The sequence below is a fragment of the Paenibacillus cisolokensis genome, from assembly GCF_050481165.1.
Taxonomy (GTDB): domain Bacteria; phylum Bacillota; class Bacilli; order Paenibacillales; family Paenibacillaceae; genus Paenibacillus_AH; species Paenibacillus_AH cisolokensis.
In genome coordinates, this window is sequence record NZ_JBCNFP010000158.1 from 14,172 (window position 1) to 27,016 (window position 12,845).

The 12,845-nt window shown below is 57.9% G+C and carries 13 protein-coding genes; 10 read left to right on the forward strand and 3 right to left on the reverse strand.

Annotation, left to right across the window (positions count from 1 at the left end; translation table 11 throughout):
* Window positions 1-14: 14 nt before the first annotated feature.
* Window positions 15-353 carry a hypothetical protein gene (locus ABEV74_RS21760; protein ID WP_430149549.1) on the reverse strand — a complete coding sequence of 113 codons (339 nt, stop codon included), beginning with the start codon at window positions 351-353 and terminating at the stop codon, window positions 15-17.
* Between the two features lie 154 nt (window positions 354-507).
* A complete protein-coding gene (locus ABEV74_RS21765; protein ID WP_213528595.1) occupies window positions 508-858 on the reverse strand; it encodes a hypothetical protein in 351 nt (116 codons plus the stop codon).
* 202 nt (window positions 859-1,060) lie between these two features.
* Between ABEV74_RS21765 and ABEV74_RS21770 the strand changes: the two genes are divergently transcribed.
* The 8 genes from ABEV74_RS21770 (at window position 1,061) to ABEV74_RS21805 (ending at window position 10,725) form a co-directional block, all read left to right on the forward strand.
* The gene (locus ABEV74_RS21770) at window positions 1,061-1,843 is read left to right on the forward strand and encodes a YwmB family TATA-box binding protein (protein WP_430149553.1); all 783 of its coding nucleotides are present in this window, start codon (window positions 1,061-1,063) and stop codon (window positions 1,841-1,843) included.
* Between the two features lie 129 nt (window positions 1,844-1,972).
* A complete protein-coding gene (gene zwf, locus ABEV74_RS21775; protein WP_430149556.1) occupies window positions 1,973-3,526 on the forward strand; it encodes a glucose-6-phosphate dehydrogenase in 1,554 nt (517 codons plus the stop codon).
* Between the two features lie 48 nt (window positions 3,527-3,574).
* Window positions 3,575-4,201, forward strand: coding sequence for a cyclase family protein (locus tag ABEV74_RS21780; RefSeq protein WP_213528597.1), 627 nt, complete (start codon window positions 3,575-3,577; stop codon window positions 4,199-4,201).
* A gap of 58 nt (window positions 4,202-4,259) precedes the next feature.
* On the forward strand, window positions 4,260-5,846 hold the full coding sequence (locus ABEV74_RS21785) for a peptide chain release factor 3 (RefSeq protein WP_062495236.1): 1,587 nt from the start codon (window positions 4,260-4,262) through the stop codon (window positions 5,844-5,846).
* 154 nt (window positions 5,847-6,000) lie between these two features.
* Window positions 6,001-7,041: a LacI family DNA-binding transcriptional regulator gene (locus ABEV74_RS21790; protein WP_062497198.1), complete on the forward strand. Its 1,041-nt coding sequence runs from the start codon at window positions 6,001-6,003 to the stop codon at window positions 7,039-7,041.
* A gap of 15 nt (window positions 7,042-7,056) precedes the next feature.
* The gene (locus ABEV74_RS21795) at window positions 7,057-8,220 is read left to right on the forward strand and encodes a Gfo/Idh/MocA family protein (protein WP_062495234.1); all 1,164 of its coding nucleotides are present in this window, start codon (window positions 7,057-7,059) and stop codon (window positions 8,218-8,220) included.
* 64 nt (window positions 8,221-8,284) lie between these two features.
* On the forward strand, window positions 8,285-9,370 hold the full coding sequence (locus ABEV74_RS21800) for a Gfo/Idh/MocA family protein (RefSeq protein ID WP_430149560.1): 1,086 nt from the start codon (window positions 8,285-8,287) through the stop codon (window positions 9,368-9,370).
* Window positions 9,371-9,519: 149 nt separating this feature from the next.
* On the forward strand, window positions 9,520-10,725 hold the full coding sequence (locus tag ABEV74_RS21805) for an alpha-D-ribose 1-methylphosphonate 5-triphosphate diphosphatase (RefSeq protein ID WP_430149563.1): 1,206 nt from the start codon (window positions 9,520-9,522) through the stop codon (window positions 10,723-10,725).
* Here ABEV74_RS21805 and sspI read toward each other — a convergent pair.
* Window positions 10,713-10,946, reverse strand: coding sequence for a small acid-soluble spore protein SspI (sspI, locus tag ABEV74_RS21810; protein ID WP_235593224.1), 234 nt, complete (start codon window positions 10,944-10,946; stop codon window positions 10,713-10,715). The two genes, ABEV74_RS21805 and sspI, sit on opposite strands and share 13 nt — an antisense overlap.
* 162 nt (window positions 10,947-11,108) lie before the next feature.
* On the opposite strand from sspI, the gene ABEV74_RS21815 reads away from it, so the two are divergent.
* Both ABEV74_RS21815 and ABEV74_RS21820 read left to right on the forward strand, forming a co-directional pair.
* The gene (locus tag ABEV74_RS21815) at window positions 11,109-11,774 is read left to right on the forward strand and encodes a potassium channel family protein (protein ID WP_062495225.1); all 666 of its coding nucleotides are present in this window, start codon (window positions 11,109-11,111) and stop codon (window positions 11,772-11,774) included.
* Window positions 11,775-11,781: 7 nt separating this feature from the next.
* Window positions 11,782-12,603 carry a TrmH family RNA methyltransferase gene (locus tag ABEV74_RS21820; RefSeq protein WP_430149566.1) on the forward strand — a complete coding sequence of 274 codons (822 nt, stop codon included), beginning with the start codon at window positions 11,782-11,784 and terminating at the stop codon, window positions 12,601-12,603.
* The last annotated feature ends 242 nt before the right edge of the window (window positions 12,604-12,845 follow it).

A 12,845-nucleotide genomic window follows, 5' to 3' on the forward strand; every position in this document is an offset into this window, starting at 1 on the left:
CCGGCCGGAGACGGCTAGCCCTGGCGGTCGATATGGCGGCCGCGCAACGGCAGCCGCTCGTAAGATTGCGACCATTCGTATCGTTTCAGAATGACAGCGCGGCTGTTCGGCGCTCCGTGGACGAACGGCAGCCTTGCCGTCTCGCCAAGCTCCCCGGCCCAATCCGCGGCGGGAATGCCGACGAAGACGCCGCTGCGTTCGGTCGAAGCGGACCTCTTCGCGTCAGGCGGATGCAGGCTATCATTTGCGAACCCATTTTCGCCGAACGAATCGTAAGCGGCGCTGCGAATCACCGGATGCACCGGCTCGCTGCGGGTTAACCGGTTATACATCAGCAAACGGGGAATTCTCACCGCGACAGCCCTCCTTTTAACACTTACCTTTTTGTTATCTATATCACCATATTACCTTCGAATTGACGCAAAAGATTGCGATTCATGTCGAAGGCGTAAATAAAGCCTGGAATTGCCGGTTTTGCTTATCCGACAGGCATCCAGGCTTTCGGTATTACAGCAGCAGAAACAGGAAGGAGATCAGCGCCAGATCGAAAATAAGCCTTCCCCCGAAGAACCCTCCATACGGCCCGTAACCCAACGCTTGCGTATTGGCGGTCTGCTTCAGCTCCGGCACCGCTTTTCTTTTTCCTTTCTTACTCCTTTGCCTGTCGTCTTTCTGCTGCAGGGGCCTGCTGGTGGAATGTGTGACAGGTCCGGCCGGCCCTCCGTTCAGGATGACTTTCCCGTCACTGCAATCTGTCAAAATACCGACATGGCGGCTGCCGTCTTTCAGGACGACACATACGGGCATGCCGCAAAACTTCCTCACATGATCTTCGTGAAGCGGATATATAGGTTGCAAGACATGACACCTCCAATGAACGTTCATGCATGCAGTGTATTCAACTACGGGCTGGCACGTATAGGTATATACCCAAAAAAACGCAGGGGGATGTTCTTTTTCATTTGAGCAGGGATAACGGGCTTCGAGGCAGAAAGTTATGTTGGAAATGAAAAAACAGGCGAAATCCGGAATATAAGTTCGGAATATAAGGAGGAGGGACATGCCGGACAGCCGGTTGAAGACGGATGAGAAGGGCAGGCGGTGGATCGGGATTGCCGCGGCATTCGCCGTGCTGCTTGCCGGGGCGGTCTGGGCGCTTGTCGCCGCCGATCACGGCGGCGGCACCGGGAAGAATGGGCCGCCTAATGGGATGACGGAGGATATGGCGGCGCTGTGGGACTGGGTCGACCCGCTGTTGGTCCGGGGCGCTGCCGGCGGGATTTGGTCGCTGCGTTGGGATGTGCGGCTGAAGTCGGGCGAAGCCGGGCATCTGCCGGACAGGCTCGGTTTGTCCCCCCTGGATGAGAAAGGCGGCGATCGGGGTACGCTAACGAAAAGATCGAAGGCCGCTTACGGCGGGACGCTGACGCTTCTGCTCCCATCGCATGGCCGGGGCGAACAGCCGGAGGATGCGGTCATATTGTTCGAACGGCGGGCGGGCGAACGGGACGGGCTGCTTGCCGCCGCTGCCGAAATCGGACGGCTGCTCGCCGAAGCTGCGTTCGAACAAACGGCAAGCTTCCGCGTGCGGGGAGAAACCGATTCGCCGCAGGCGGCCGAGCGGCTGGCCGCATGGGCGGATGCCCGGCTGGAGGAGCGCTACGAAGACGGCGGAACGGTCAGCCTGACGTATCGGACACGGCAGCTTCACGCCTCCGTGCCGCTTGGCCGCGGCCGGACGGCCAATCTGCAAATTGCGCTTCATACCGATCGGACGGACGGAACGATTTCGCTTGTCGCCGGCGTCCCGCTTATTACCGGCGATTATGCGGCAAGTGATTAGAAGAAGTTGTGAAGGTGATCAGTTTTTTTTATGAATAGGTCGATAGCGCAAGCGTGTGGATTATGCTAAACTACATAACATGGCGCATTGCAGCCGTTAAAAAATTCATAGGAAGAGAATGAGGGATCAATGATCTACGAAAACAAACAGGAAACGGCAGCCGAAGGCGCGGTCTACTATTTGTTCGGGGCAACGGGAGATCTCGCCCGCCGCAAGCTTTTTCCGGCGCTTTTCAGTTTATATAAAGAGGGCAAGCTGGCCGACAATTTCGCCGTCGTCGGACTCGCCCGCCGTCCCCGGACGAACGAACAGTTCCGTTCGGACGTATATGACTCCATTACGGAATTTTGCCGATACAAAGCCGACGACACTGAATTGTGGAACCGTTTTGCCGAACACTTCGTCTACATGTCCCTCGATATTCATAATGTGGACGGCTTCCGGCAGTTGAACGCGCTGAGCGCGGAACTCGACGCCAAATTCGGCATTCCGGGCAATCGGCTGTTTTACTTGGCGCTCGCTCCCGAGCTGTTCGGTCCCGTATCGTTCAATATGCGGGAAGGCGGACTGCTCGAATCCGCGGGCTGGCACCGGCTCGTCATCGAGAAGCCTTTCGGTTACGATCTGGAGTCCGCGAAGAAGCTGAACGCCCAGATCAGTCAGGTGTTCAAGGAAGAAGAGATTTTCCGGATCGACCACTACCTCGGCAAAGAAATGGTGCAGAACATCGAGGTCATCCGGTTTGCCAACGCGTTCTTCGAGCCGCTGTGGAACAACCGCTACATAGCGAACGTGCAGATCACGCTGTCGGAGACGGTCGGCGTGGAAGAGCGCGGAGGCTATTACGACAAGTCCGGCGCGTTGCGGGACATGGGGCAGAACCATATGCTGCAAATGCTGACGATGATCGCCATGGAGCCGCCGAGCCGTCTTCATCCCGAAGATATCCGGGACGAGAAGGTGAAAGTGCTGCGTTCGCTGCGCGGGTATTCGTCCAGCGAAGAAGTAAGGCGCAACGTCGTTCGCGGCCAGTACGCCGAAGGAACCTTGAAAGGGAAACCGCTTGTCGGCTACCGCCAGGAGGATTCGGTTGCGCCGGATTCCGTAACGGAGACGTATTTTGCCGCCAGGGTGTTCGTTGACAATTTGCGCTGGGCGGGCGTGCCGTTCTATATCCGCACAGGCAAGCGGCTGCCGGTCAAGACGACCGAAGTCGTCGTCGAATTCAAGAACATGTCCGAAAATGTGCTGTTCGCGCGCAAGCACGATCTGTCGCCGAATCTGCTCGTCATTCGCGTCAATCCGATGGAAGGCATCTATATCAAGATCAATGCGAAGAAGCCCGGCTCCGACAATGCGGTGCAGCCGGTGGCGATGGAATTTTGCCAAAGTTGCATGGTCGGCATCAATACGCCGGAAGCTTACGAACGGCTGATCCACGATGCGGCGCGCGGCGATTCCACCTATTTCACGCGTTGGGACGAGGTGGCCGCGGCATGGGCGTTCGTCGATCGCATCGCCGAAGCATGGCGTGAGGACGACAGCGATCTGTCCTTCTACCCGGCGGGTACCTGGGGACCGCAGAAAGCGGATCAGCTGCTGGCAGACGACGGGTTCTTCTGGTGGCCGGTCAACGGTCAGGAAGAGGACAACGTCATCTGGGTTACGAACAGCAGCAAGTGATCTTTCGCATGCGCGTCAGACGCTCATTCTACGAGGAGGATGGAGCAGATGTTTAAAGTTTACGATATATCCATGACCATCGAACCGTCGATGCAGGTTTATAAAAATAAAGAAGAGAAGAAGCCGAAAATTTACAACGTCCAAAATTTCCAGAACGGCAGAGCTTACGAATCGCGCATCGATCTGGACGCGCATTGCGGCACCCATGTCGATGCCCCGCTGCATATGCTGGAGAACGGCGCGACGATCGAGACGATCGGCCTTGAGGAACTGGTCGGCTATGCCAGAGTGCTCGATCTGACGCATGTGCAGGAAGCGGTGACGAAGGAAGATCTCGAACCGTTCGGTCTGCAGCGCGGGGACTGGGTGCTGCTGAAAACGCGGAATTCCTTTTCCGACGAATTCGATATGAACTTTGTCTTCCTACGCGAAGACGGCGCGCGCTACTTGATCGACCTCGGCGTGCGCGGCGTCGGCACCGACGGGCTCGGCATCGAGCGGGCTCAGCCGGAGTATACGACGCACCGGCCGCTGTTCCGCAACAATGTCATCATTGTCGAAGGGCTGCGGCTGAAGGACGTGCCGGCGGGTACCTACTTCATGGTGATCGCTCCCCTGAAGCTGACCGGCATCGAAGCGGCGCCGGCGCGGGCGCTGCTGATCGGCAAGCCGTAAGCGGATCGTTAATTCTCGATTTGGACAGCAATCGAAACGAAGGGAACTATCACAAAGCATGAGCAAAACGCTAACCGACGAGTTGAAGCGGGAAGTGGAGAAGCGGCGCACGTTCGCCATCATCTCCCACCCCGACGCAGGAAAAACGACATTAACCGAGAAGCTCCTCCTGTTCGGAGGAGCCATTCGTCTTGCCGGCAGCGTCAAGGCGCGCAAGGCGAACCGGCACGCGACGTCGGACTGGATGGAAATCGAGAAGCAGCGCGGCATTTCGGTCACGTCGAGCGTCATGCAGTTCGATTACAAGGGCCATCGGGTCAATATATTGGACACCCCGGGGCATCAGGACTTCAGCGAAGACACGTACCGGACGCTGACGGCCGCCGACAGCGCCGTCATGCTGATTGACGCCGCCAAAGGCGTCGAGGCGCAGACGATCAAGCTGTTCCAGGTATGCAGCAAGCGCGGCATTCCGATTTTCACGTTCGTCAACAAGCTGGACCGCGAAGGCCGGAATCCGTTTGAGCTGATGGAAGAGATCGAGCGGGTGCTCGGCATCCGTTCCGTGCCGATGAACTGGCCGATCGGCATGGGACGCGAGCTGTGCGGCGTTTACGACCGGATGAAAAATCAGGTGGAGCTGTTCCAGGGAGACGATCATTCGACCATTTCCGTCCGTCAGGTGCAGGACTACCACGATCCGCTTATTCGCGAAATGGCGGGGTCGTATTTGCATGAGCAGCTCGAACAGGAGCTGGAGCTGCTGGACGTGGCCGGAGACCCGTTCGATTACGAGAAGGTGCGGGCGGGCGAACTGACGCCGGTCTTTTTCGGCAGCGCCATTAACAATTTCGGAGTCCAGACGTTTCTCGAGAACTTCCTGCAGTTGGCGCCGCCTCCTACGCCGCGCAACAGTACGGAAGGGCCGGTCGAGCCGACCGACGAGAAGTTTTCCGGCTATATTTTCAAAATCCAGGCCAACATGAATCCGGCTCATCGCGACCGCATCGCGTTTTTGCGCATTTGCTCGGGAAGGTTCGAGCGGGGAATGACCGTCCGGCATGTGCGGGCGGGCAAAGAGATCAAGCTGTCCCAGCCGCAGCAGTTTCTCGCCCAGGATCGGGATATTGTCGAAACAGCCTATCCCGGCGACATTATCGGCTTGTTCGACCCGGGCATCTTCCGAATCGGCGATTCGCTGTGCCAGGGCGGCCAGATCATCTTCGATGAACTGCCGACATTTTCGCCCGAGCTGTTCGCCAAGGTGACCGTGAAAAATGCGCTCAAGCACAAGCAATATCAGAAAGGCGTCGACCAGTTGACGGAAGAAGGGACAATTCAGGTCTTCCATTCGATCAGCGGCCCGGACGAGACGATTCTCGGCGTCGTCGGCCAGCTTCAGTTCGAAGTGTTCGAGTACCGGATGCGGGCCGAGTACGGCGTCGAAGTCATGCTGCACCGGATGCCGTTCCAGTTCGCGCGCTGGATTGTGGACGATAAAATCGATCCGTCCAAATTCCGGATCAATTCGACGCTGGTGAAAGACAAGAAGGACAACTATGTTGCGTTGTTCGAAAACGAATATGCGATGCGGACGGCCATCGAACGCAATCCGACGGCCAAGTTTCTGGAGACGGCGCCTTAATTCGAGGCGCCGTTTTTTGCATGAATGCGGCTTGAAATCCCGTTGACAGAGCATCCTTTTCATGGGAAAATGTACGCGTGTACATGAAATAGTATTTAGCTTGCCGAATGTATGGACAGTGCGGCAGCACGGGGCTGGCAGGGAGGAAAGACCTATTACACGGAAGGAAGTTGCACGGCTGGCAGGCGTTTCGGAAGCGACAGTTTCGCGTGTGTTGAGCGGGACGGGACCGGTAAAGGAAGAGACCAGGCGGAAGGTGCTGGAGGCGGCGGAACGGCTGCATTATGTGCCGAGCGCGCTCGCGCAGCGCTTCGCCCGGCGGAAGAGCGGCAATCTGGGCGTCATCTTGCCGCTCGTGCCAAAGGTGCGTCTATTCTCAACGTATTATTTCTCGGAAATATTGAGCGGTGTCGGCGAAGAAGCGGGCAGGCACGGATACGATTTGCTTCTCATGTTCCGGAAGCCGGACGAGAAGCGGGAATATGCGATGCTGTTCCGCACGCAGAAGGTTGACGCGCTGATCGTTCTCGGTTCCCGCGACGAACCGGACGAGCGGCAGGCGCTCGCCGAACTGTGGCGGGACGGCTATCCGTTCTGCCTCGTCAATCAGCGATTCGACGAGGAGCCGTTTCCGGCGGTCGACGCGGATCATGAATCGGGCAGCTTTCAGGTCGTGCGGCATCTGGCCGGCCAAGGCTGCAGACGGATCGCCTTCGTCAACGGACCGCTCGTCTACTCCAACAGCGCCGATCGGCTGGCAGGTTATCGGCGAGCGCTTGAGGCGTCGGGCTTGCCGTTCGACCCGAAACGAATCTATGCCGGCAATTACAGCCGCAAGAGCGGTCTGGAGCTGGCCGCTTCCATCGCCGACGCGATGCGGCGAGGGGAAGTGGACGGCATATTCGCCGGCAATGACCGGATGGCGATCGGGATTATGCAGGGGCTGCGGGAGTTTGGACTGGAAGCGGGAGCGGATTATGCTCTGGCCGGCTGCGACGATTCCGAAGGAGCGCGGATGACCGATCCGCAGCTGACAACGCTGTCCGTTCCGTTCGACCGGATGGGGAAGCTTGCCGCCCGCCGTCTGCTTGCCGCCGACGAAACGACTTGGGACACTCCCATACTGAAGCTTCCGGTCGAACTGATCGTCCGGGCATCTACGGAGCGCTTCGGCAGCTCCTCCACAACCGATTGAAAGGTGGAACGGAAGATGGATAAGGTACGTGTCGGCATGGTCGGGTACAAGTTTATGGGCAAGGCGCATTCCAATGCCTATCGCGCGCTTCCGATGTTTTTCCCGGATGCGCCGAAGCCGGAAATGAAAGCGGTTTGCGGGCGCGACCCGCAAGGCGTGGAGGCCGCCCGCGCCCAGTTCGGCTGGGAATCGGCGGAGACGGACTGGCGCCGCCTGGTGGAGCGTGACGACATCGATCTCGTCGATATCAATGCGCCGAGCGACGCGCACAAGGAGATCGCAGTCGCGGCTGCGGCGGCGGGCAAGCATCTGTTCTGCGAGAAGCCGCTGGCGCTGACGCTGGACGATGCGCGGGACATGCTGGCGGCGGCGGAGAAAGCCGGCGTCAAGCATATGATCGGTTTCAACTACCGGTTCGTTCCTGCCGTCCAGCTGGCGAAGAAGCTGGTTGCCGAAGGGCGCATCGGCAAGATTTATCATTTCCGCGCAACGTTTCTGCAGGATTGGATTATCGATCCGGAATTTCCGCTTGTATGGCGGCTGCAGAAGGAGATTGCCGGTTCCGGATCGCACGGCGATCTGGGCGCCCATCTGATCGATCTGGCCCGGTTTCTGATCGGCGAGTTCGAAGAGGTGGTCGGGATGAGCGAGACGTTCATCAAAGAGCGGCCGATTCCGTCGTCCATGACCGGTTTAAGCGCCAAAGGCAGTGCGGACGGTCCGCGCGGAGAAGTAACGGTGGACGATGCGACGCTGTTTCTCGCCCGTTTCGCGGGCGGAGCGCTCGGCAGCTTCGAGGCGACGCGCTTTGCAGCCGGTCACAGGTGTACGAACGCGTTCGAAATTAACGGCAGCAAAGGCAGCGTCAAATTCGACTTCGAACGGATGAACGAACTGCAGGTTTTCTTTAGGGACGATGCGGAGGATGTCCAAGGTTTCCGGCGGGTGCTGGCGACGGATCCGGCCCATCCGTATATGGATGCCTGGTGGCCGCCGGGGCATACGATCGGATTCGAGCATACGTTCACGCATGAGGTTCGCGAATTGCTGCTGGCGATTGCCGGCAATCGTCAGCCGGTCCCGAATTTTACCGACGGGGTGAAATGTCAGGAAGTGCTGGAGGCGGTCGATCTGTCGATCGCGGAGCGCCGTTGGGTGCGAATTGACGAATTGCGGTAGAGCAACAATGGGCGAATGGCGATATGCGGCGGAGCATATGCGGCCGGAAAGGGATGGATAACGAATGAAGCCGATGAAAACGGGCATTGTCGGTTGCGGCAATATAAGTGGCATTTATTTTCGAAATCTTCAGCTTTACCCGGAGGTGGAACTGGTCGCCTGCGCCGATCTGGATGTGGAGCGCGCGGCTGCCAGGGCCCGGGAGTTCGGCGTGCCGAAAGCCTGCTCTGTTGATGAACTGCTGGCCGATCCCGAAATCGAAATCGTCGTCAATCTGACAATTCCGAAAGCGCATGCAGCGGTTTGCATGCAAGCGCTCGCAGCGGGCAAGCATGTTTATGTGGAAAAGCCGCTGGCCGTTACGAGAGAAGAAGGACGGGAAGTGTTGGAGCTTGCCGCCCGCAGCGGCCTGCGGGTAGCCGGAGCGCCGGAGACGTTCCTCGGCGGGGGAATCCAGACATGCCGCAAGCTGATCGACGAAGGCGCAATCGGCCGGCCGGTAGCGGCGACGGCCTTTATGATGGGGCGCGGCCATGAGCATTGGCATCCGGACCCGGAGTTTTATTACGAAGTCGGCGGCGGTCCGATGTTTGATATGGGGCCTTATTATTTGACCGCTCTGGTCAATTTGCTCGGTCCGATTCGCCGGGTTACCGGTTCGGCCGCCATTGCGTTTCCGGAGCGGACGATTCTGAGCGAGAAGAAGAAAGGGAAGATCATCAAGGTGGAGACGCCGACGCATATTGCCGGCGTAATCGATTTCGCCTCGGGCGCCGTCGGGACGATCATTACGAGCTTCGATATTATGGCCGGAACGGAGCTGCCGCATATCGAAATTTACGGAAGCGCCGGCACGCTGCGCGTACCGGACCCGAATGGTTTCGGCGGCGGGGTGCAGCTGCGGCGGGCGGACAGCGGGGAGTGGGAGGACATTCCGCTTACCCACGGATATACCGACAATAACCGCGGAATCGGTGTGGCCGATATGGCAAGAGCGATAGCCGAAGGCCGTCCGCATCGCGCGAACGGCGAGCTGGCTTATCATGTGCTTGAGGCGATGCACGGATTCCACGATGCGTCCCGCGAAGGGCGCCATTACGAGATGACGAGTTCCTGCGACAGGCCGGCAGCGATGCCGGAGCGCGGTTAGGCTCCCGATATACGTTCGCATCTTACCCCCGGCTTTTGCGGCCGGGGGCGTTTCGTTTTGCGATTCGCAACGGTAAACCTGTATAATAGACGGAGATAGCGCGCTGCCTAGCGCAGATTAGAACGACGAACGGGGAGGAAAACCGGCCAATGTCAACCATGTGGATTATCGGCGGTTCCATCGTATTGCCGGACGAGGTTGTGACGGGCAGCTTGAAAATCGAAGACGGACGAATCGCCGAAATCAGGAGGGAAGCGGCGGACGATCCGGATCGTCGGGGCATGGCCGAAGCAACAGCAGAGGGTGACGATACGATCGTCATCGATGCCGGCGGCTTGTATGTGATGCCGGGGCTTGTCGATATTCATTCCGATGCGATTGAGAAAGAAGTGCAGCCCCGTCCCAATACGATGTTTCCGCTTGACATGGCCTTGATGGAGTTCGAACGGAAGCTGCCGCTGCACGGCATTACATCGATGTATCATTCCTTGTCTCTCGGCGTCGGCCTCAGCCTGCGGGGAGACCACTATTTGACGCAGCTCGTCGAGCTGATTCGCCGGTACCGCAGCAAGCGCAGCATGGTGCGCCACGGCATCCATTTGCGCTATGAGGTGTCCCATCTCGACGGGTTGCCGATTGTGGAACGGTATATTCAAGAAAAGGCGATCGATTATTTGTCGTTCATGAATCATTCGCCGGGTCAGGGCCAGTACCGCGAGCCCGGTTCGTTCGAGCGGTATGTCATGAAGAACCAGGGTGTGGACAGGGAAGAAGTCCGGTATATCGTGGAGGATTTGTTGAAGCGCCAACGGCAGGTCGATTGGTCCCGTCTGCGCGATCTCGGGCGTCTGGCGACCCGAAACGGCATCGCCGTCGCCTCTCATGACGACGATTCGCCGGAACGTGTCGACGAATCGGTCCGGTATGGCGCCACCGTATCCGAATTTCCGATGAATCTGGATACTGCGCGTCATGCCATCAAAAGGGGAATCCGGGTATGCGTCGGAGCGCCGAATGTGGTCCGGGGCGGCTCGCACGACAACAACATGCGCGCAGCCGATGCGATAGCGGCGGGGGCAGCCGATATATTATGCTCCGACTACCATCCATCCTCGCTGTTGGCCGCGATATTCAAGCTGTCCGACGATGGCATTATCGGGCTGCCCGAAGCGGTTCGAATGGGGACGCTGCACCCTGCGCAAGCTATTGGCGCGGAGCAAGTGATCGGTTCGATCGAACCCGGGAAAGCGGCCGATCTGCTTCTTGTCGACCGCTACGAAGGATATCCCTGGGTCAGACGAACGATTGTCGGAGGACGGGAAGTGTACGCGGCCAGCGAATACTATTTGGGCTGAGACGGAAGCGGCATGGAAGCCAATCGGCGGTGCAAGCATTCGACCATTTGGTGCTGCGCCTCCGCGGAGCTTTCCTGCCAGATCATTTCGAACAGTACGCCGAGACCGGGCAGCGTCTTCTCGTCGTTGCCGACGGAATCCTCAATCACTTCGAATAATTGCTCGCCGGACATGGCATGCACCCGCATCGCGATTGCCTGGCGTAAATCGAAATTGTTCAATCGGATTCCCTCCATCAAATCGGATTTCCGTTATAATATGTCCAGCGCATCGGGGAATCATCCGGCTGTTCAGGCGCCGTCCGCCTTGTCGGAGGCCATCATAATCGTTCAAAAAATCAATTGCCAGGATCAAGGCTGCGGAAATGAAGGGATGGATATACGATGAGGAAAAAGCAGTTTGCCGTTATCGGCATGGGCAGATTCGGTTCCAGCGTAGCGCTTTCCTTGTCCAGGATGGGGTTTGACGTTTTGGCCATCGATATGAACGAGCACCGTATTCAGGAAATATCCCATCATGTGACGCACGCCGTTTCGGCCGATTCAACCGATGAAGACGCGCTGCGGGCAATCGGTATCCGCAATTTCGACGTCGTCGTCGTAGCGATCGGCGCCGACATTCAGTCCAGTATTTTGACGACGCTTATTCTGAAAGATTTGGGCGTGCCGACGCTTATCGTCAAAGCGCAGAACGAGCTCCACGGTAAAGTGTTGGACAAAATCGGCGCCGACAAAGTCATTTTTCCGGAACGGGATATGGGGCTTCGGGTGGCGCATCATCTTATTTCGCCGAATATTCTCGATTTTATCGAGCTGTCGGAAGACTACAGCATTGTCGAGCTGAAGGCGACGGGCCAAATGATCGGCAAAAATTTGAAGCAGCTTGATATCCGGGCCGAATACCGCTGCAATGTTATGGCGATCAAGACGGGAAGTCAGATGAACATTTCGCCGTTCGCGGAAGATGTTATCCAGGAAGGCGACGTGCTTGTCATTGTCGGCAAAAATGAAGATTTGACCCGTCTGGAGCTTGCTTATCAGGAAGGTTGAGAAACATATGACGCAATTCCCGCAACATCCGATCATGCTGAATTCGACGCAAAATCCGCGGGTCAAAAGCTGGTCGTCGCTACTGGAGAAGAAGGGGCGCGACAAGGCCGGCATGTTTTTGGCGGAGGGCATCCATCTCGTTCAGGAAGCGTTGCGTGCCGGGCTCGAAATATCGGCCGTCGTCTATGACGCGGAACGCGGCGTGCCGGAGGAGCTTGCCGCAGCGCTTGCCCCGCTGCCCGAAGCCCGTATTTTCGCGGCCTCTCCCGGTGTAATGGCCAAGTGCACCGGAACGGACACGCCGCCACCGGTCTTCGCCGTTGTCGGAAAGCCCGAGCCGGATCTGTCGGCACCGTTTCGGCCCGGCTGTCTTGCCGTCGTCCTGGACGGCGTGCGCGATCCCGGCAATGTCGGGACGATCATTCGTACAGCGGACGCGGTCGGCGCGGATGCGGTGCTGCTCGGCAAAGGCTGCGCCGATCCGTACAATCCGAAGACGGTCCGTTCGACGATGGGCTCGCTGTTTCATGTGCCGGTCGTCACCGGCGATCTTCGGTCGCTGCTGCCGGAGGCGAAGCGGAAAGGTATCCGGCTTGTCGGAACTAGCCTGCAAGCGACCGCTTCCTGCTATGAGTTCGACTGGAAGCCGGCGACCTGGCTTTTGATGGGCAGCGAGGCGGATGGACTATCGGCCGATTCGATCGCCTTGATGGACGAGGCGGTGCGCATTCCGATGCGAGGAAAGGCCGAGTCGCTGAACGTGGCGATGGCGTCGACGGTGCTTCTCTACGAAGCGATGAGACAGCGGATGTTTTCAAAGCAACAATAATTTCTGTCCACCCACCTAAATAAGTGTCATGGAATTGGAATAAAAATAACAGTTCTGCTACTCGCCAAAGACTGGATACTGATCGGATATTCTACCGATCAAACTCCAGTCTTTTTCTTATGCCGCGGCGGTAATATTGCTGGGAAAACTAATACTCATTGAACGGTAGATCGTTAACAACCTTCAGTTAGTAAGAGACCGTATCGTTGTTATCAGGAATGTTCTAGCTATGATGAACGTAA